The sequence below is a fragment of the Streptomyces sp. NPDC050418 genome, assembly GCF_044458745.1.
In the GTDB taxonomy this organism is placed as follows: Bacteria; Actinomycetota; Actinomycetes; order Streptomycetales; family Streptomycetaceae; genus Streptomyces.
Map to the genome: position 1 here is coordinate 382,735 of NZ_JBITIG010000009.1, position 19,045 is coordinate 401,779.

Consider the following 19,045-nt stretch of genomic DNA (forward strand, 5'->3'; position numbering starts at 1 on the left):
GAAAAGCCTACAACTGGGCGGTATGGGTCCCTTCGCTCACCCGATCAGGGCAAGCCCGGGCCCCGCCTACGCGACCGGCAGCGCGTACAGGAGCCGCCCGAGCCGCAGCACCGTGACGCCCTTGCCCGCGTACGCCTCGTACCCCGAGGAGCCAAGCCCTTCCTCGTCCCCCGCGCCCTGGAACTTCCACAGCCGCCGTCCGCTCTCCGCCTCGAACGCCGTGACCTGCACGGAGTCCAGGGCCAGAAGCGTCCGCCCGGAGGCGCTGAGTGCCACGGCCTGCGAGCTGACCTCCGGACCGGACAGACCCGTCGCGCTCTCCCAGCGCACCTCGCCCGTCGCGGCGTCGAGGGCGTACGCGGCCTGCCCCCGGCAGGAAGTGAACAGCGTGCGTCCGCGTGCGCCGAGGACCGGGGTGCTGTGGTGCTCGTCCGGTTCCGCCTCGCCGGCGACGCTCACGTCGCGCGTCCACAGCTCCTCGCCCGACGCCACCGCGTACGCCCGCAGCTCACCCTTCGCCGTATGGAAAAGCCGCCCACCCGGCCCCAGCGCCAGCGCGCCCGCCAGCGGATCGACCCCGTCGAACGAGCGGCGCCACAGCTCGGCACCCGTCTTCCCGTCCCGCGCGTAGAACTCGGGCTCCCACGGCGGCTTCCGGCCCGCCTTGCCCTTCCGCTTCTTGCGGCGGGCCTCCTGCGCGGCCGTCTCGGGCCGCTCGTCCGCCTGCCAGGCGAGCAGGTCACCTCGGTATACGCCTGCCCACTCGGATGCCGTGAACTCCCGCCCCGGCGTCCAGTACGGCTGGGCCCACAGCAGCGTGCCGCGCGCGATGTCGTGTGCGAACACGCGCTCGCGCTCGGGCGATCCCGCGACCTGACCGTGCCACCAGGCCGCATCACCGTTGCGCGCGAGCAGCGAGACCCGGGCGAACTCGTCGCCCACCCGCGAGTACTTGCTGTGCGGGACCGTCAGCTTCACCTTGCCGTCGCTCAGCGACCGCCACCGCAGGGCGTCGCGGCCGAAGGTGAGGAAGGTGCCGTCGGACGCGAGCAGCGGCGAGGACTCGTCGGCGTCGCTCGCGACCTTCCAGAGCGTTCTGCCCGTGCGCAGATCGAGCGCCCGCAGCCCGCCGGCCGGGAGCACCAGCACCCCGTCGTGGAGCAGCGGCGCGCCTAGGACCGCATCGGTCGGCAGTTCGTGCGCCCACCGGGGATACGGGGCCACACCGGGCAGCCGCCGGGGCGCCTTGGGGTCCTCCCTCCCCTCACCGGTCGAGAACGCCGCCACGCCGCCTCCGCCGAGCGCGAGCCCCGCCGCCCCGGCGGCCAGACCGGTGAGCAGCGCGCGGCGGTCGAGGGGGCGCCGGGGTGGGGTGGGCGGCTTCGCGGGAGGGGGTGGGGCGGACGCCGTGGTGGGCGGGGGCGTGAGGGGAGGAGCAGAAGCAGAGGTCGGCGGGGGCGTGAGGGGAGGAGCGGAGGACGCGGTGAGCCGGGGCGTGAGGGGAGGCGGGCCGGCGTCCATGGTCGGGCCGCCCCCGTGCTCCGCGCCCACCAGCCCCGCCACCTCCGCCGCCTGCTCCGCCAGCGCGTCCACCAGCGGTCCGGGCAGCCACCCCGCCCGTACCGCCCCCGCCGCGCCCTCCGGCGCGAGCTCGGTTGCGAGCGCCGAGGGTGTGGGGCGGGCCGCGGGGTCCGGGGTCAGACAGCGCGCGAGCAGCGGGCGCAGCGCGTCCGGTACGCCGCCGAGGTCCGGCTCACCGCCCGCGATTCCGGCGCTCTCGCCGAACGGGGCCCGTCCCGTCGCCGCGTGCGTCAGCAGCACCGCGAGCACGAACACATCGGCGGGCGGCCCGACTTGGGCCCCTTCGAGCTGCTCCGGCGTCAGATACCCGAGCCGCACCGAGAGCCCGCCGCTCTCCGCCCGCACCGCCCGGCTCGCCGCGCCCAGCGGCCCGAATGCCGCTATGCGCGGCCCGTCCGCGGCGATCAGGACCGTGTGGGGCGCGAGGCCCTGCAGCGCGGTGCCCGTCACTGCGTGCACCCGCGCCAGCGTCTCCGCGAGCGCCGCGCCGAGCACGCGGACGGTGCGCTCGGGCAGCGGCCCGTACCGGGTGACGGCCTCCGCGAGCGACTGGGCGGGCACGAACGGGGCGGCCGTCCAGGGCAGTTCGGTGTCGAGCCGGGCGTCGGTCACCGGCTGCACCCACGCGCCGGTCAGCCGGCCCGCGGTCCGCGCCTCGGTACGGAATCTGCGCCGGTACGCGGACAGCGCGGCCAGCTCCGGCACGGCGGCCGTGACGGTCAGTGGCCGCCCGTCGTCGGTCCGCGCGAGATAGCTGCGCGCCGACGCGGTCTCCCTGAGCCGGCCCAGGACGTGATACGGCCCGAGCTCCCGCGGCTCCCCGTCCCGCAGTGGCTCCACGGCGGCGTCCCCCTCGAACATCCCGGTGCGCTGGGCCTACGGCAGTTGTGCTCCAGGCGGTCAAACGAGCAACGCACTCCCGCTGTCACGGGCGCGCGCGGGTGGGTCCACCAAGATGGGTACCCACCCGCCGAGCCCACGACCCGCTCAGGAACGCTCGGGCCCCGCATCCGGACCTGCTGACGGCCCCGCATCCGCCCCGTCTCCCGGCCCCGCCCCCGGCCGCGGCTTCGACCACGGCCACCGCAGCCGCCCGGTGTCGGCGTTCCCCTCGGGGTCGTACTCGTACCGCCACAGCTGCTGCACCCCACGCCGCCCCGCGGCGACCCGCCGGTAGACGACGGTCAGGGCTGGGGAGTCCTCGGTGGCGGGCACGGGGATCTTGTACAGCTTCGGGGGATGCCCGGTGGGTCCGGTGAGCACATCGAGGCTCCGGCCGTCGAGCGGCCCACCGTGGAAGGAGATCGGATCGCGGTTCACGGGGCCAGTGTCACAGGTGGGCCCCTTACAGCAGGTGCCCCGCCACCCCCACCACGGGAACCACCCGCCGCACCAGCACCCCCGCGGGCCCCTCCGCCCGCTCCAGCGCGAGGGCCGCCCGGAGCACCCCGGCCGTCTGCTCGTCCGACGCCGCCGTTGCCGTGAGCTGGGCGATGAACTGGTCCAGGAGCCAGTCGCGCAGGTCGGGGGCGGTCGGATGCTTGCCCTCGTCCAGCCAGATCAGGGAGGCCGCCTCGACCGACGAGATCCACGTGCGGACCAGGAGATGCAGGCGCGGACCGGGAACCGTCACCTGGAGGTGGCCGAGGATGCTGGCCGCCGCGGTGCGCCGTACTTCGTCGACGATCGCGGAAGTACGGGACGTGGAGGCCGCGCTGCCGCCCTGGAGCAGCGCCGCGAAGCCGGTGTCGTGGGAGTCGACGAACGCGAGATACCGGTCGAGCGCCCGCGCGAGCCGCTCGGTGAGCGGCCCGGTCGGCGGCTCGTCGAAGCACTGCTCCAGCTCGTCGGCGGCCGAGCGCAGCGCCGCCTCGTACAACTGCTGCTTGCCGCCCGGGAAGTAGCGGTAGACGAGCGGCCGCGAGACCCCCGCCGCCTCGGCGACGTCGTCGAGCGAGACCTCCTCGGGCGCACGGTGCGCGAAGAGCCCGAGCGCCGACGCGAGCAGCTGACTGCGCCGCTCGGCGACGCTCAGCCGCCGGTACGCACGCGGCGACGGCGCGCTCGGTTCAGGCGTGGACCGCGAGCCGGGCGTGGACGGCGTGCGGGAAACGGGCGCCGGGGACATGCCCGAAGCGTAATCCGCGCCCGCCCGCCGCAAGGGCGCGCTCAACAAGACCGCCCTACGCCAGCAGCCCGGAGCTCCGCCACAGCTTCCGTCCAACCCCCTGCAGCACCCCGATGTCGTCGAGGAAATCCGTCAGCCGCTTGGCGCCCGTCTGCATCACCTCGCGCCGGTGCCCGCTCGCCTTGACCTGCGCGAGCGCCTCACGCCGGTCGAGGCCGACGTCCGTGTACACCTGCGGGTTGACGAACGCGACCGAGAACACCTTCGCGGCCTGCCCGGAGCTGACCCGGGTCAGCTCCCGCTCCCAGCGCGGGGCGGTGACCATCTGCCGCCGCAACTCCTCGCGCGCGTACCGCACATGGCGCGCCTCCTCGACGACATGGATGCGCGTCACCCCGCGGACGAGCGGCTGCACCCGCTCGTCCGGGAACGTCAGCCGCTGCATCCAGTCGAGGATCTCCTCGCCGAGCAGCGTGCACGCGAACGAACCGGGCGTCGTGGACACGGTCTTCAGGATCCGCGCCAGATTGTGGTTGAGCTTCGTGACGGGGTAGACGCGCGCCCCGCCCTTCTTGATCATGCGCGCGAACATCATGGAGTGCCGGCACTCGTCCGCGATCTCCGTGAGGGCGTAGCGCACATGCGCGCTGTCCATCGGCTTGTCGTAGATGTGCCGGACGAGCAGCTGCATCAGGATGATCTCGAACCAGATCCCGAGCGAGGCGAGCGACGCTGCCTCGTGGCGCGCCAGCTCCATCCGCTGCTCCTCGGACATCCGCCGCCACAGCGGCGTGCCGTAGAGGGAGACGAGCTCCGGCGGCCAGAACCACTTGCCCTCCTCGACCGGCGCGTCCCAGTCGAGCTCCTTGTCGGGGTCGAAGGAGTTCTTGGCGGAGGCGACGAGGAGCCGCTCGGCGACCTGTTCCCGGTCCTTGAGCAGACCGAGCGCGTCCCTCAAGGCCGCGTGCGAGCCCGGGTCCGTCATCGTCATGGCGGCTGTCACCTCGTGCCTCGGTTACCGGTGGTCACGACTTATGAGACTCCCTGTCAGCAAGCCCGTCAATCCCCCGTGCGCGACTTGTTGACGATGCATCTACCACCGTGTGAACCTGCCAACTGCCCGGTCCTGCAAGGCGATTCGGGGCCCGCACCGGCGCCCCGTATGCGAGCAGAAGGAGCCGTCCGTGTCGACGTATGACCGCTATGTCCAGCCGCCCGCCGCGCCTCTCTGGGAGGTGCAGGCCACCGGATCGGCCCGCTTCAGCTGGGAGTACGAGGACGGCCGCGAGCGCCTCCTCGCCCTCTACCAGAAGGGCAAGGACAAGCAGTGGGACGGTGCCAAGCGCATCGACTGGGACCTTGAGGTCGACCCGTACGACCCGCTCGGCACCCCGGACGAGTCCCTCTCCCTGTACGGCACCCGGCACTGGGCGAAACTCACCGAACGCGACAAGGGCGATCTGCGGCAGCACTTCGCCTCCTGGCAGTTCAGCCAGTTCCTGCACGGCGAACAGGGCGCGATGATCTGCGCGGCCCGCATCGTGGAGTCCGTCCCCGACCTGGACGCCAAGTTCTACTCGGCGACCCAGACGATGGACGAGGCCCGCCACGCCGAGATCTTCGGCCGCTTCCTGCACGACAAGGTCGGCATGGCCTACCCCATCAACGACAACCTCCAGTCGCTGCTCGGCGACACCCTGCGCGACTCCCGCTGGGACATGCCCTACCTGGGCATGCAGGTGCTCATCGAGGGCCTCGCGCTCGCCGCGTTCGGCATGATCCGCGACACCACCGACAAGCCGCTGCCGCAGCAGATCCTCGCGTACGTGATGCAGGACGAGGCCCGCCATGTCGCCTTCGGGCGGATGGCCCTGCGCGACTACTACAAGCAGCTCACGGACGCGGAGCTGCGCGAGCGCGAGGAATTCGTCATCGAGGGCTGCTACCTGATGCGCGACCGGCTGCGCGGCGTCGAGGTCCTGGAGAACTTCGGCATCCCGAAGGCGGAGGCCGAGGAGTACTCCGAGCAGTCCGAATTCCTGGCGCTCTTCCGCCAGTTGCTCTTCTCGCGCATCGTCCCCTGCGTCCGCGACATCGGCCTGTGGGGCAAGCGCCTCCAGGAGGCGTACGTGGACATGGGCGTCTTCGAGATGGGCAACCAGAACCTCGACCTCCTGATGGCCCAGGACGAGGAGATCGCCGAGAAGCTCGACGCGGAGCGCTTCGCGGCCGAGGAGGCGGCCCGCGCCGAGGAGGTGAGCGCGACGATCGCTCAGGGAGCGGAGGGCTGACCGCCGCTCAGGGCGCCGAGGGCTGAGCCCTCCGGGGACCCTGACCGAAGCCCGGCGACGCGGACCCCCGCCCGAGCCCCGCCTCCATCACGGCCCGCGCGATCGGCGCCGCGATCCCGCCCCCGCTGATGTCGTCCCGTACCGCCGAGGCATCCTCCACGACCACGGCCACCGCCACCTCCGGCACCCCGGCCGAAGGGCTCTGCGCCCAGGAGATGAACCAGGCGTACGGGAGGCCGGTGTTGCCGTAGCCGTGCTGGGCCGTGCCCGTCTTGCCGCCGACCAGGGCGCCGGGGATGGCCGCGTTCTTGCCCGTGCCCTCCTCGACGACCCCGACCATCAGCTCCCGCAGCAGCGCGGCCGTCCGCGGATTGAAGGCGCGGTTCAGCGAGCGCGGCCGGGTCTGCCCGACCGTGTCACCGGAGCCGTCCGTCGTCCGGTCGACCAGGAACGGCGCCCGCACGTCACCGCCCGACGCGACCGCCGAGGCCACCATCGCCATCTGCAGCGGAGTCGCCGTCGTGTCGTACTGCCCGATCGAGGACAGCGCGAGCTGCGGCTGGTCCATCGACGTGTCGAAGTTGCTGGTGGCCACGGGGGAGGGGATCCGCAGCCCACGCGTGTTGAACCCGAAGCGCTCCGCCGTCCCCGCCATCGAACCGAGCCCCACCTCGACCCCGAGCCGCGCGAAGACCGTGTTGCAGGACCAGGTGAACGCATAGCGCAGCGAGGCGTCCTCGCAGCCCTCGACCTCGTTGCCGAGCGACGTGGAGGTGCTGGGCAGTTGGTACGGGTCGGGCGAGTCCGTCGGCGCGTCCACATCGCCGATCACCCCGGAGTCCAGCGCCGCCGCCGCCGTCACCACCTTGAACGCCGAACCCGGCGGATACGTCTGCCGGATCGCCCGGTTCAGCATCGGCTTGCTCGCGGCCGAGTTCAGACGCGACCAGTTGCGGGCCTCCAGGACACCGTTGCCCGACAGGAGTTCGGGATCGTACGACGGCGTCGACACCAGCGCCAGGATCCTCCCGGTGGACGGCTCCAGCGCCGCGACCGCCCCCTGCCGCCCGCCGAGCCCCTCGAACGCGGCCCGCTGCATCTGCGGCACGATCGTCGTGTGCACCCGCCCGCCCGGCTGCAGGTCCCGCGTCAGATCACCGACCAGCGGCAGCGGCGACAGGAGCGGCGAGGTGCCCGCGAGGATCCGGTCCTCGCTGCTCTCCAGGAGCGTCGACCCGTACACCTGCGAGGCGTAGCCCGTCACGGGCGCGTACAACGGCCCGTTCTTGTAGGTGCGTTCGAAGCGGAGCTGCTCCCCGGTGTCCTTGTTCCCGGTCACCGGCCGCCCGTCCACGAAGATGTCACCGCGCGGCTGCCCGTAACGCGCGATGTCCTGACGGCGGTTGGCGGGATTGTCGTCGTACGTCGCCGACTGGACGAGCTGGATCCGGGCCGCGTTGAGCAGCAGCAGCCCGGTCAGGAGCAGACAGAAGGCCGCGGCCCAGCGGATCTGACGCGTCATGCCGCCACCTCTTCCCGTGCACCGTGCGCCCGCGCCGAATCGCTCAGCCGGATCAGGAGCGCCACCATGATCCAGTTGGTGACCACGGACGAACCGCCCTGCGCGAGGAAGGGCATCGCCATACCGGTCAGCGGGATCAGGCCCGTCACACCGCCCGCGATCACGAACACCTGCAGCGCCAGGATCGACGCGAGCCCCACCGCGAGCAGCCGCCCGAACGCATCCGGCAGCGCGAGCCCCGCCCGGTAGCCGCGTGCCACCAGCGCCGCGTACAGGACGAACACCGCGGACAGGCCGACGAAGCCGAGCTCCTCACCGGCCGTCGCCAGGATGAAGTCGGACTTCGCGGCGAAGCCGATCAGGACCGACTCGCCCCGGCCGAGCCCGGTGCCGAGCATCCCGCCGGCCGCGAACGCGAAGAGGGACTGGGCGAGTTGGTTGGGCCCCTCGCCCGCCTCGATCGACGCCAGCGGATGCAGCCAGTCGGCGACCCGGGCGTGCACATGCGGTTCGAGCCGCGCGGCCGTGTACGCACCCGCGGCCCCGAGCAGCAGCCCGACCGCGAGCCAGCCCTTCCGCCCGGTCGCCACGAACAGCAGGATCACGAAGAGCCCGAAGAACAGCAGCGACGTGCCCAGATCCCGTTCCAGGACGAGCACCGCCACACTGACCAGCCAGATCACCACGACGGGCCCGAGCACCCGGCCCGTCGGCAGCCGCATCCACAGCAGCCGCCGGCCCGTGTACGCGAGCGCGCCGCGGTTCGCCGCGAGATACGCCGCGAAGAACACGGCGAGCAGGATCTTCGCGAACTCGCCCGGCTGCAGCGAGAGCCCGCCGATCCGCACCCACAGCCGCGCCCCGTTGACCGGCGGGAAGAAGATCGGCACGGCGAGCAGCGCGAGCGCGGCCAGACCCGACAGATACGCGTACCGCTGCAGCGCCCGGTGGTCCCGCAGCGCCAGGACGACCACGATGAACAGACCCACCCCGACCGTCGACCACACCAGTTGGGCCAGGGCCGCCTGGTCCAGCGGGGTCTCCTGGTCCAGACGGTAGATCAGCACCAGGCCGAGCCCGTTGAGCAGCACGGCGATCGGCAGCAGCAGCGGATCGGCGTACGGGGCCCGCAGCCGCACCGCGATGTGCGCGAGCAGCGCGAGCACCCCAAGACCGGCCCCGTACCCGGCCGCGCCCTGCGGCACGGAGCCGTGCCGCGCGAGCCCGACCGACAGATACCCGCAGACGCAGAGCCCCACGGCCAGCACCAGCAGCGCCAGTTCCACCCCGCGCCGCCGCGCGGGCCCGGTCGCGACGACGGCGGCGTCCCGCGGGTCGGTGAGCTCCGCCAGGTCCTGGAAGTCCGCGGTCGGTCCGGGTCCGGTCATGCGCGGACGGTAGCAATGGGTGGGCGTGATGTCCGGCTATGTCAGGACGTCGGGGTGCCGCGGCATCCGGCGCGGGGCCCTCAGCACCACCGCGGCGCGGGCCCGATGTTGTCGATGAAGGCCGCCGCGCCCCAGGCCCAGGTGCCGTCGGTCAGCAGATACCAGCGGTCGTTGTTCTCGACGCTCTCGCCGCGCGTCTTGCAGAAGATGTGCACATACGCGCCGTACGGCTCGGTGCGCACGATCCGGCTGCCGCGCGTGGGGGAGTCCCGCAGGAGCAGACCGTTGCGGGCGTTGACGCGCCCCTTGTAGATCGGCGGCGGGTCGTTCCGGTCGGGGGCGGTCCGGGGGGTGGGTGCCTGCGCTTCGGCGTGCGACGCGTGCGACATGTGCGATGCATGCGACGCGTGCGACGCGGTGGCGGTCGTGGTCAGCGCGGCGGTCGCGGTGAGCGCGACAGCCGTCGCGGATATGCCGAGACGCAGGGTGGTGGACCGGAGCGACATGGGTCTCCTCAAAGGCGTGTGCCAATCCCCGAGGCTGTGATCACGCTAGGAGCAGCCCCCGCACTTCGCAAAAGGGGCCGGAGGCCTCACGCCCCCTCGGACACCCCGTCCTCGTACGGCAGCGTCAGCCGCGCCACCGCCCCGCCCTCCGGATCGTTGGTGAAGCTCAACTTCGCGCCCAGGACCCGCGCCTGGCCCACCGCGATCGTCAGCCCGAGCCCGTGCCCCTTCGCCCCGCCCTCCGTACGGAAGCGCTGCGGCCCGTGCTCCACCAGATAGCCGGGGTAGCCGTCGCCGTGGTCGCGCACGGACACCGAGGGGCCGTCCACGGTGACCACGACCGGCGCGCGCCCGTGCTTGTGGGCGTTGGCGATCAGATTGCCGAGCACCCGCTCCAGGCGCCTGCGGTCCGTCTCGACCCGCACATCGCGTACGACCTCGACCCGGGTGCCCGCACCCTGCGCGGCCCGCTCCACGAGCGGCCCCAACTGGTGCGAGTCCAGATCCACTTCCTCGCGCCGCGAGTCGAGCCGCGAGATCTCCAGAAGGTCCTCGGTCAGCGTCCGCATCGTCTGCACCCGCTCACGCACCATCTCCGCGGGCCGCCCCTCCGGCAGCAGCTCCGCCGCCGCGTGCAGCCCCGTCAGCGGGGTGCGCAGCTCATGGGCCACATCGGCCGTGAACCGCTGCTCGCTCTCCAGCTTCCCCTGCAACGAGGACGCCATGGTGTCCAACGCCCCCGCCACGGTGGCCACTTCGTCCTGCGCCCGGCCGGGATCCTCCGTACGCGGATCATTGACCCGCGCGTCCAGATCACCGGCGCTGATCCGCCGCGCGACCGTCGCCGTCTGGTGCAGCCGCCGCGTCACCCGGGTCACGCCGAACGCGCCGACCAGCAGCGTCGCCCCGATCGCCAGGACCGAGGAGACCGTGATCGCCCGGTCGAGTCCCTCGATGGTCCGCGCGCCCTGCGCGTAGTCGATGCCCGCCGCCACCACCTGGCCGCTGTCCGCCGGGCCCGCCGCCCACATCATGGGCCGGCCCGTCGACTCGCTGACCATCGTGCCGCGGCTGCCCTGCCCGGCCAGTTCCCGCAACGACGCGGGCAGGCCCGGCGGATCGATCCCCGAGTCCGGCGGAAGCCGGTCGCCCGCTTCGTACAAACGGGTGACGTCCTGCAGCTTGGTGAGCGCCTTCTCGCGGTGGTTGTCCACGGTCTGCCGGGTGACCGCGACATGCACGAACGTCCCGAGCATCGCGGCAAGGGCGCAGCACATCACCGTGATGAAGACCGCGGCCTTCCAGGTGAGGGTCGCGGTCCAGGCGGGCAGCCGGGGTCTCATGGGGTGGCCGCCGACGGCGAGGGGGCACGCGGTTCGGCGGACGGCGAGGCCGGACGCGGCTTGGCGCTCGCCCCGGGCGCCCGGACGATCTCCATCCGCGTCGGCAGCATCGAGCGCGCCGTCGCGTCCCACGACCACACGTCACGGAACTCGTACCCGGCAAACTGCGCCGGCGAGCGCACGATCAGATCCCGCCCCGCCAGCTCCGCGCTGATCACCGGCTGGCTCGTCGACATGATCCGTACGAGCCGGCCCTCGTCCTGCGTGTAGATGCGGATCCCGATCCCGAACTCGTCCTTGTTCCCCAGGTCGATCCCGACGATCAGCTCGTCCTTGCCGCTGCCGGTCAGATCCCGGTAGTACGCGGTGAGCACCGGGCAGCCCTTGTCCCCGGCCTTCCCCTCGCAGCCGAGGATCTTCGTGCGGATCTCCGCGGGCATCGCGTCCTGCCCGCTCGCCTCGTCCGGGTTGGCCCGGACCTCGGCCCGCACGACGGCCAGCGCGTCGACCTTGCGCAGATCGCCGCCCGGCACCTTGATGCCCGGGACGACCTCGGGCTTGGCGTCGCCGAGATCGTCCTGCGTGTCGTTCCTCGCGGGCGGCAGCTCGGGCCACAGCCGCGCCGGACCGACCGCGCTCGGTGTCGCCCCCGCGCTCTCGAGCCCGCCCGCACTGCCGCAGCCCGCCGCGGACGCGACGAGCACGGCGAGGACGGGGAGCACCAGGGCGGTGCGCACCGGACGGGGCATCGGCACTCCGGGGTTACGGCACGAGGTCGGCGTAGAGAATGATGTTGTCCGTACGGTGGCCGTCCTTGAGGCCGCCGCCGCAGGTCAGGATCCGCAGCTCGGCGCGCTGCGTCTCCCCGTACACCTTATGGGTGGGGAAGTCCTTCTTGTTGACCTGCTGGATTTCGCGGACCTTGAAGTGCGCCGTGCTGCCGTCCGCCCGCGGGACGTCGACGGCGTCCCCGACCTTGACGTCCTTGACGTTCTTCATCAGCGCCGGGCCCTTCGCCGTGTCGTAGTGCGCGACCAGCACGGACGCCCCCTTCTCGCCGGGCGCGGGCCCGTCCTTCCACCAGCCCGGCAGTCCGGCCTGCTCCACGGAGGGCACCTCCAGCTCGCCGTTCGCGTCCGTCGTCAGATCCAGCATCGACTTGGCGTCGACACCGGCCGACGGGATCTTCAGCCCCGCGGGCTTCGACCGCTGCAGCGGCTGTGCGGCCTGCTTGGCCTGCGTGGTCGCGGTGTTGGCGACCTTGACGTCGGGCCCGGGCTGCGCACTCTGCCCGCAGGCCATCAGCCCGGCTCCGAGGGAGACGGTGAGGGCGGTGGCGGCGGTGATACGGGTGGTGCGGCGGGTGCGCGTGAGGGTGGGGGTGGTCATGGGGTTCTCCTGGGCAGGTGGGGCTGCTGAGGGGGTGGGGGAGGGAGGTGCGGTGAGGGGGAGGCTCTGAGCGGGGGAGGCTCAGCCGTCCGTACGGCCGCGGCGGAGCATCGCGAAGCCGAGGCCCGCGGCACCGGCCGTCGCGATCCCGCCGCCCGCGGCGAGCGCGAACGGCGACCCGGCGGCGTGCACGGCGGGCTCCGCGGCGGGCGAGGCCGCGAACGAGGAGGCCGCCGGGATGAGCAGGGCGCCTCCGGCGATCACGGAGACGGCGAGGCTGCGGACGAGGTTGCGGCGAGGAGTGCGCATGGTGGGGTCCTTCCGGCTCGGGCCGGCGGTTTCGACGTACGGGATGTATCCGATGTATCCGACGTATTCGAAGCTATGGGTCCGCCATTGCGGCAGTTCGGCAGCTGTGTAACAGCAGCCCATAGCTGTCCGAACAGAGCCATTACTGATCCAGCCTTCAACCGCCCGGGTTCGTACCGTGGGCACGTTTGGGCCGTGCCAAGCGGTGCGTTCCCCTACCGGGTTATTGCCCGGGCCGTCCCGACCTGTTCCCATGGTCCGTGGGGTGATGCGGCATGACCGAACTGCGGGTCGTACCCACATGGCGACACGGACATGAGCGCTACTACGTACTTCTCCCGGACGGCCGGAACATCGCCTGGTACGACCGCGAGGCCGGCCGGGTCAACGTCCTCAAGGACGCGCGCAGACAAGAGGTGCTCCGGGCCCTCGCGCCCTATCTGACCGGCCCGGTCACGGTCGGCGCCCCGCCGGTCCCGACCGGCGCCGAGCTCGCGCGCCTCGCCCTCCACCCGGACGACGACCTGGCGCCCAACCGCCCCGGCGAGGCGCTGATCCTCGCCCTCGACCGCGACCCGACCCCGGTCCGCCGGCTGCGCACGGACCAGCGCCGCCGCGAACTCCTCGCCGAACAGGCCGTCGGCGACGCGCTCGACCGCATGGAACCGGCGGGCTGGCGCACCCTCCACTCGGTCCCGCTGCCCGGCGGCGGACGGCTGCACCACCTCCTGATCGGGCCGGGCGGCGTCTTTGCCTTCCACGCGCTGCACGCCACCAAGCACCGCGTCCGCGTCACCGACCCCCAGGTCACGATCGGCCGCACCCCGCCCGAGCCCGTCCTGGGCCGCCTCCGCCACGCCGCCGACCGCGCCTGCCTGGCCCTCACCACGGAGGTTCACGCGGTCCTTGCGGTGGTCGCGGCCACGGCCATCGACATCCGCGGCGCGCTCCGCGAGACCCGCGTCCTGGACGACACCGACGTCCCGTCCCTCGCGTCCCTCGCGGGCGTCTGCAAACCGACGGACATCGAGACGCTGTACGCACTGGCCCGCGACCGGCGGACGTGGCTTCGGACGTGACGGGAGTACGTGCCCGAGCCCCCGGACCACCACCCGCTCACTCACCGAAACCGGCACCTCCACCCGCTCACCGAAACCGCACCACCCCCACCGTCTGATGCCGCGTGACCTGCTGCCGCACCTCCACCACCAGCCCGCCGCCCACCCTCCGGTACGTCACGTCCCCGAGCCCGACCGCGTTGAGCTCACCCTCGCCCTCCGCCGCGGGCAGCAGCTCCGCCGCCCGGGCCCGGACCCCGGGCGTCAGCGGGCTCGACAGCACGGGCGCGTCGTCGTCGGGCAGCACGAGCACCAGCGCCTGCGGCCGCGCGGGCGGCCCGGTGAACCCGACCACCACCGCGTCCCGCGTATCGCTGTGCCGCAGCTTCAGCCATGACCGACGCCCCGCCCGGTACCCCTGATCGAGCCGCTTGATCACCAGCCCCTCGATCCCGGTCTCGCGCAGCCCCTCGTACCAGCTCTCCGCCAGCGCCCGGTCCGTGGTCATCGGTACGGCCTGCAGCGGCGGCCCGAGTGGCGCGAGCAGCGCGACGAGCTCCTCGCGCCTGCGGGTGTACGGGGCCGCGCGCAGATCCTCACCTCGTACGGCGAGCAGGTCGAAGGCCGCGTACGAGGCGGGCAGCGCCCGCGCCAGCTCCGCGGCCCGCGCGGGCGTCGACATCGCACGCGCCTGCACGGCCGCGAAGTCCACCCGCCCCTCCGTCCACACGACGACCTCCCCGTCGACCACGGTCCCCTCGGGCAGCGCCCGCGCCGCCTCCGCGAGATCCGGGAACGAGGAGGTCACGATCCGCCCGGAGCGTGCCTGCAACTGCACCCGCCCGCCGACATGGAAGACCACCATCCGGTGCCCGTCGAACTTCGGCTCGTACGCCCACCCGCCCGCCCCCTGCGGCAGCGCGTTCACGGACTCGGCGAGCGCGACCTTCACGGGCGGCCTCACTGGCACTCCACGCGTACGGGCGGCTTCACCGGAACCCCTTAGGCAGCTTCCCGGCCCGGTTCAGATTGATCAGCGGCCCGAGCAGATCCCCGTGCTCCGCCAGCCGCGGCGGAATGTCATCGGCGAGAAACACCAGGTCATCAGCGTCCTCACACGCCTCGATCTCCTCCCAGGTCACGGGCGCAGAGACGGTCGGCAGCGCCCGCGCCCGCAAGGTGTACGGAGCAGCGGTCGTCTTCGCCGCCGCGTTCTGGCTGTAGTCGACGAAGACCTTCCCCGGCCGCAGCGCCCGCGCCATCCGGTGCAGTGCGAGCCCCGGCAGCTCCTGCTCGGCCTCGACCGCCAGCTCCTTCGCGTACGCGGACACCTTCTCCGAAGGCGTCGGCTGCAACGGCACCAGCACATGCAGCCCCTTCGAACCGGACGTCTTCGCGTACACGTGCAGCCCGTCCGCCTCCAGCCGCTCCCGCAGCCAGAGCGCCACCTCGCAGCACTCCACGATCGTCGCGGGCGCCCCCGGATCGAGGTCGAACACCATCCGGTCCGCCTTGCCCGGCAGATCGGCCTGCCACTGCGGCGTATGGAATTCGGTGACGAGATTCGCCGCCCACATCAAGGTGGCCATGTCCTGCACGACGACCTGTTTGGCCGTACCGCCCTCGCTGCGCCGCGGAACCTCCGCGGTCCGCACCCACGACGGCGTCCCCGGCGGCACGTTCTTCGCGAAGAACCGCTGGCCATCGGGCCCGTCGGGGAAGCGCAGAAACGACACCGGGCGGTTGTAGAGATGCGCGAGCAGCGACCCGGCCGTCACGGCGTAGTAGTGCAGCACCTCGCCCTTGGTGAAGCCGTGCGCGGGATAGAGCACCTTCTCGAGATTCGAGAGCGCGAGGCGCCGCCCCTCCACCTCTGTGATCGGCGTCATACGATGAGAATCCCACGTATAACGTCAGTCACCTCTCTTAAGGGGCGAAACGTGCGATCCATATGGAACGGCGCCATCTCCTTCGGCCTGGTCAGCATCCCGATCAAGCTGGTCAATGCCACCGAGAACCACAACGTCTCCTTCCGTCAGATCCACACCTCCGACGGCGGCCGCATCCGCTACCGCAAGGTGTGCGAGCTGGAGGAGAAGGAGGTCACCTCGGCGGAGATCGGCAAGGGATACGAGGACGCCGACGGCTCGATCATCCCGATCACCGACGAGGACCTGGCCGCGCTCCCGATCCCCACGGCCAAGACGATCGAGATCGTCTCCTTCGTCCCCGCCGAACGGATCGACCCGCTCCAGATGGACACGGCGTACTACCTGGCCGCGAACGGAGTCCCCGCCGCCAAGCCGTACACGCTCCTGCGCGAGGCACTCAAGCGTAGCCAGAAGGTCGCCATCGCCAAGTTCGCCCTGCGGGGCCGCGAACGCCTCGGCATGCTCCGCGTCGTCGACGATGTGATCGCCATGCACGGCCTGCTCTGGCCGGACGAGATCCGCGCGGCGTCCGACGTCGCCCCCGACACCCACGTCACCGTCCGCGACGCCGAACTCGACCTCGCGGACGCCCTGATGGAAACCCTCGGCGAGGTCGACCTCGACTCCCTCCGCGACGACTACCGTGTCGCGGTGGAGGAGATGATCGCGACGAAGACCGGCGGCGGCGTGCTGACCCCGGCCCCGGCCGAGCCCGCCGCCGGCGGCAAGGTGATCGACCTGATGGCCGCCCTGGAGAGCAGCGTCCGCGCGGCCCAGGCGGCCCGCGGCGAGACCCCGCCCGACACGGAGGGCGAGGTCGCCGCCGTCACCCCGATCAAGTCCCGCAAGAAGACGGCGGCGGCACCGAAGGCCCCGACGGCGCCGAAGACGGTCGGCGGCAAGAAGTCGACATCGGCGGCGACGAAGAAGACGGCGGCCAAGGCGACCAAGACCACGAAGACAGCCGGCAAGGCCACCAAGTCGGCGGCCAAGAAGTCGACCGCCGCGGCGACGGCCAAGAAGACCACCACCCGCAAAAAGGCATCGGCCTGACCGCGCCTTCCGCCGGAACGCCTCTTGTCACCCCCGGGCGACGGTGACGGCGAACAACCCGACCCTCTCCACCGCACTCTCCACCTCACCGAACCCGGCGGCCCGGGCCCAGCCCTCCACCTCCGCCACGCTCCGGCACCGCATCTCCCACAACTCGCCGTTGCGATTGGGCAGTACGTGCGCGATGAAGTCGAGCTGCGGATGCCGCGTCTGCGTGGTGAACACCAGCACACCCCCGGGCGCGAGCATCCCGCGCAACCGCTCCAGGGACCCCTGGATGACGGACTCGTCCAGCAGCAGCTCATACAGCCCGGACACGACGATCACATCCGGCGCCCCCGACGCGGGCGGCTTCGGATCAAGCGCGTCCCCGACCTCGTACGCAAGGACATCCGCCCCCAACCCCTGCTGCCGCGCGAGCACTTCCCCCTGCCGCAGCCCGGCCTCGGCCAGATCCCGGCACTCGACTCGTACGTGCCCACGAGGAAGCCCCGCGATCAACTGCTGCAAATACCGCCCGGGCCCACCGGCCACATCCAGCACGAACACTTGACGCGCCGCTCGGCGCCGCCGCCTCTGAACCTCCCCATCCAGGGTGGCGACGAGTAACTCCCGCCGCGCCCGAATCCCCCGCCACCCCACGGCATTGAGAAAGACCCGATCGATCACCCACCCGACCCCGGCGAACCCCCTCGCCTTGTTCTCATACACGTAATCCAGCATGGTCCCGCTGTCGAACCCATGCCGATACCCGACCCGAACCCCTTCGCTCAGCCGCCCGACACTCCCCAACAGGCCCCGCATCGCGGCCCACTTGACCCGGCCTAGCGGACCGGGACGCGTCACGTGTGAAGTCATGGGGCAACGGTGCCGCTCGGATTGTGGCCGCGTATCCGTACAGGTACTCGCTTGTACGTGGGTACTGGGCGCGCCTGCCCTGCTTACTCCACCGGGCTGCGCCTGCTTGCTCCACCGGGCTGCGCCTGCTTGCTCCACCGGGCTGCGCCTGCTTGCTCCACCGGGCTGCGCCTGCCTGCCCCACCGGGCTGCGCCCGCCGGCCCTATCGGGGACTGCGTCCGCCGGCCCTATCGGGGACTGCGTCCGCCGGCCCTATCGGGGACTGCGTCCGCCGGCCCTCTCCTCGGCACCGGCCGGAGACTCCACGAGGCTCCGCACGAGCGCCACCAGCTCGGCCGGCTCGAACGGCTTCGCGAGGAAGGCATCCACCCCGACCTCGAGCCCGCTCTCCACCTCCTGCTGGGTGCAGGCACTCACTATCACCAGCGGCAGCTCACGCGTCCGCGGATCATTCCGCAGCTGCGCCGCGGTCCGCAGCCCGTCGAGCCGCGGCATCACCACGTCGAGCGTGACCGCATCGGGCCTGACCTGCTCCACGATGTCCAGCGCCTCGGCACCATCAGCCGCGGTCACGACCTCGAAGCCCTCCAGCTCGAGGTTGACCCTGATCAGCTGCCGGATCACCTTGTTGTCATCCACGACAAGGACCCGGCCGGACGCCCCTGGCACGGTTCCGAGGGTAGGTCCGCCCTGCCCACCGCGTCCGGCTTTTCCCCACTTCCACCCACCCCACCCCGCAAAACAGGTTCCGGCACACCCTTGGTGAGCTGGTAGGGTTCTACCCGTCGCCGCTCACCAGAGCCACCGACACGCCCCCGTAGCTCAGGGGATAGAGCAACGGCCTCCGGAGCCGTGTGCGCAGGTTCGAATCCTGCCGGGGGCACCTTGCAGAAGGTGCCTAAAGACCCCGTCACCAGCGGAAACGCTGAGGCGGGGTCTTCTTGCGTATGCAGGCAAGTGTCGCCGGATGCAGCCGTATGACAGTGGCCGCGGCGTATTTGCGGGATGGATCTTGGGGCGTTTTCGCAGGTCGCCCCAAGGAATCACTGAAGCGCGTCTCACCGGCCCTGGTGCCTGCGGCGGAAGAGGTACGAACTACAGTCCCAGCTCGTGACCGATGCCGCGCACCGCACCGCTGCGGACGATGACGAACTCCTGGAGCGATTGCACGCAATCGCACGGGGATCGGAGACGGTTCCCGTCTCCCGCGGGTGCCTCCCGGATCATCCATTCCCGGCGCTCACGAACACTGAAGTGGACCTTGCTGAACGTCGCATCGGTTATCCCCTGCCCCCGTTGCTTCGCCGCATCTACACAGAGGTCGCCGATGGCGGGTTCGGGCCGGAAGACGGCCTTGCATCACTGGCACCGCGCCGTGTTCCCCAGTGGCAACAGCCGGACTGGCATTGCGCAACGACCCTCCACGCCCAGCGGGCGGAGCGAGGGCCGTCGGCATCGTGGCTCTTCTTGACGGGCGGTGGCTGCACGATGGAGTGGTACGTCTCGCTGATAGCGGTCGACCACCCGGTGCTGCTCTGGGACGCCGACGGCTGGGAGGCGGACTGGGGCGAAGACCCCCATGACGGCCTGCGGTATGCGGCGCCTTCGCTGCGCGAGTGGCTCTGGACCTGGGCCGATGGCGGCAATGTCTGGGATGAAGCGTTGGCTCTATTCGACTAACCCAGGT

At 71.8% G+C, this 19,045-nt stretch carries 18 protein-coding genes, 1 tRNA gene and 1 pseudogene; 5 read left to right on the forward strand and 15 right to left on the reverse strand.

Annotated features, from left to right (window positions below):
- Positions 1–66 precede the first annotated feature (66 nt).
- The 4 genes from ACIBI4_RS24000 to ACIBI4_RS24015 form a co-directional block, all read right to left on the reverse strand.
- Complete coding sequence (locus ACIBI4_RS24000) at positions 67–2,442, reverse strand: PQQ-binding-like beta-propeller repeat protein (protein WP_399206046.1); 2,376 nt, start codon at positions 2,440–2,442, stop codon at positions 67–69.
- 126 nt (positions 2,443–2,568) lie between these two features.
- Positions 2,569–2,901, reverse strand: coding sequence for a hypothetical protein (locus ACIBI4_RS24005; protein ID WP_399206047.1), 333 nt, complete (start codon positions 2,899–2,901; stop codon positions 2,569–2,571).
- 25 nt (positions 2,902–2,926) lie between these two features.
- Entirely contained in the window at positions 2,927–3,709 is a 783-nt protein-coding gene (locus ACIBI4_RS24010; RefSeq protein ID WP_399206048.1) for a TetR/AcrR family transcriptional regulator, read from the reverse strand.
- Positions 3,710–3,764: 55 nt separating this feature from the next.
- Positions 3,765–4,700, reverse strand: a complete 936-nt coding sequence (locus ACIBI4_RS24015; protein WP_399206049.1) for a diiron oxygenase — start codon at positions 4,698–4,700, stop codon at positions 3,765–3,767.
- Between the two features lie 193 nt (positions 4,701–4,893).
- Between ACIBI4_RS24015 and ACIBI4_RS24020 the strand changes: the two genes are divergently transcribed.
- On the forward strand, positions 4,894–6,000 hold the full coding sequence (locus tag ACIBI4_RS24020; RefSeq protein WP_399206050.1) for a ferritin-like domain-containing protein: 1,107 nt from the start codon (positions 4,894–4,896) through the stop codon (positions 5,998–6,000).
- Between the two features lie 7 nt (positions 6,001–6,007).
- On the opposite strand, the gene ACIBI4_RS24025 is transcribed toward ACIBI4_RS24020, so the two are convergent.
- The 7 genes from ACIBI4_RS24025 to ACIBI4_RS24055 form a co-directional block, all read right to left on the reverse strand.
- Entirely contained in the window at positions 6,008–7,522 is a 1,515-nt protein-coding gene (locus ACIBI4_RS24025) for a penicillin-binding transpeptidase domain-containing protein (protein WP_399206051.1), read from the reverse strand.
- Positions 7,519–8,910, reverse strand: coding sequence for an FtsW/RodA/SpoVE family cell cycle protein (locus ACIBI4_RS24030; RefSeq protein ID WP_399206052.1), 1,392 nt, complete (start codon positions 8,908–8,910; stop codon positions 7,519–7,521). Before ACIBI4_RS24030 ends, ACIBI4_RS24025 begins: the two co-directional genes overlap by 4 nt.
- Before the next feature lie 80 nt (positions 8,911–8,990).
- The gene (locus tag ACIBI4_RS24035; RefSeq protein WP_399206053.1) at positions 8,991–9,416 is read right to left on the reverse strand and encodes an SH3 domain-containing protein; all 426 of its coding nucleotides are present in this window, start codon (positions 9,414–9,416) and stop codon (positions 8,991–8,993) included.
- Between the two features lie 86 nt (positions 9,417–9,502).
- The gene (locus ACIBI4_RS24040; RefSeq protein ID WP_399206054.1) at positions 9,503–10,759 is read right to left on the reverse strand and encodes an ATP-binding protein; all 1,257 of its coding nucleotides are present in this window, start codon (positions 10,757–10,759) and stop codon (positions 9,503–9,505) included.
- The gene (locus tag ACIBI4_RS24045; RefSeq protein ID WP_399206056.1) at positions 10,756–11,508 is read right to left on the reverse strand and encodes a hypothetical protein; all 753 of its coding nucleotides are present in this window, start codon (positions 11,506–11,508) and stop codon (positions 10,756–10,758) included. Before ACIBI4_RS24045 ends, ACIBI4_RS24040 begins: the two co-directional genes overlap by 4 nt.
- 13 nt (positions 11,509–11,521) lie before the next feature.
- Entirely contained in the window at positions 11,522–12,148 is a 627-nt protein-coding gene (locus ACIBI4_RS24050) for a class F sortase (protein ID WP_399206057.1), read from the reverse strand.
- An 81-nt stretch (positions 12,149–12,229) separates the two neighbouring features.
- A complete protein-coding gene (locus ACIBI4_RS24055; RefSeq protein ID WP_399206058.1) occupies positions 12,230–12,457 on the reverse strand; it encodes a hypothetical protein in 228 nt (75 codons plus the stop codon).
- A 275-nt stretch (positions 12,458–12,732) separates the two neighbouring features.
- Between ACIBI4_RS24055 and ACIBI4_RS24060 the strand changes: the two genes are divergently transcribed.
- Positions 12,733–13,536, forward strand: coding sequence for a nuclease-related domain-containing protein (locus ACIBI4_RS24060; protein WP_399206059.1), 804 nt, complete (start codon positions 12,733–12,735; stop codon positions 13,534–13,536).
- A 67-nt stretch (positions 13,537–13,603) separates the two neighbouring features.
- Here ACIBI4_RS24060 and ACIBI4_RS24065 read toward each other — a convergent pair whose 3' ends face one another.
- A complete protein-coding gene (locus tag ACIBI4_RS24065) occupies positions 13,604–14,485 on the reverse strand; it encodes an ATP-dependent DNA ligase (protein ID WP_399206060.1) in 882 nt (293 codons plus the stop codon).
- Between the two features lie 19 nt (positions 14,486–14,504).
- The gene (gene ligD / locus ACIBI4_RS24070; RefSeq protein WP_399206061.1) at positions 14,505–15,404 is read right to left on the reverse strand and encodes a non-homologous end-joining DNA ligase; all 900 of its coding nucleotides are present in this window, start codon (positions 15,402–15,404) and stop codon (positions 14,505–14,507) included.
- A gap of 51 nt (positions 15,405–15,455) precedes the next feature.
- Between ligD and ACIBI4_RS24075 the strand changes: the two genes are divergently transcribed.
- Positions 15,456–16,499 (forward strand): Ku protein, encoded by a 1,044-nt coding sequence (locus tag ACIBI4_RS24075; RefSeq protein WP_399206062.1) that lies wholly within the window; start codon positions 15,456–15,458, stop codon positions 16,497–16,499.
- 27 nt (positions 16,500–16,526) lie between these two features.
- On the opposite strand, the gene ACIBI4_RS24080 is transcribed toward ACIBI4_RS24075, so the two are convergent.
- Both ACIBI4_RS24080 and ACIBI4_RS24085 read right to left on the reverse strand, forming a co-directional pair.
- Positions 16,527–17,357: a class I SAM-dependent methyltransferase family protein gene (locus ACIBI4_RS24080; RefSeq protein ID WP_399206063.1), complete on the reverse strand. Its 831-nt coding sequence runs from the start codon at positions 17,355–17,357 to the stop codon at positions 16,527–16,529.
- A gap of 253 nt (positions 17,358–17,610) precedes the next feature.
- Positions 17,611–18,076 (reverse strand): annotated as a pseudogene (locus tag ACIBI4_RS24085) (response regulator).
- Positions 18,077–18,169: 93 nt separating this feature from the next.
- Between ACIBI4_RS24085 and ACIBI4_RS24090 the strand changes: the two are divergent.
- Positions 18,170–18,241 (forward strand) — tRNA-Arg (locus ACIBI4_RS24090).
- Between the two features lie 227 nt (positions 18,242–18,468).
- The gene (locus ACIBI4_RS24095; protein WP_399206064.1) at positions 18,469–19,038 is read left to right on the forward strand and encodes an SMI1/KNR4 family protein; all 570 of its coding nucleotides are present in this window, start codon (positions 18,469–18,471) and stop codon (positions 19,036–19,038) included.
- Positions 19,039–19,045: the final 7 nt, after the last annotated feature.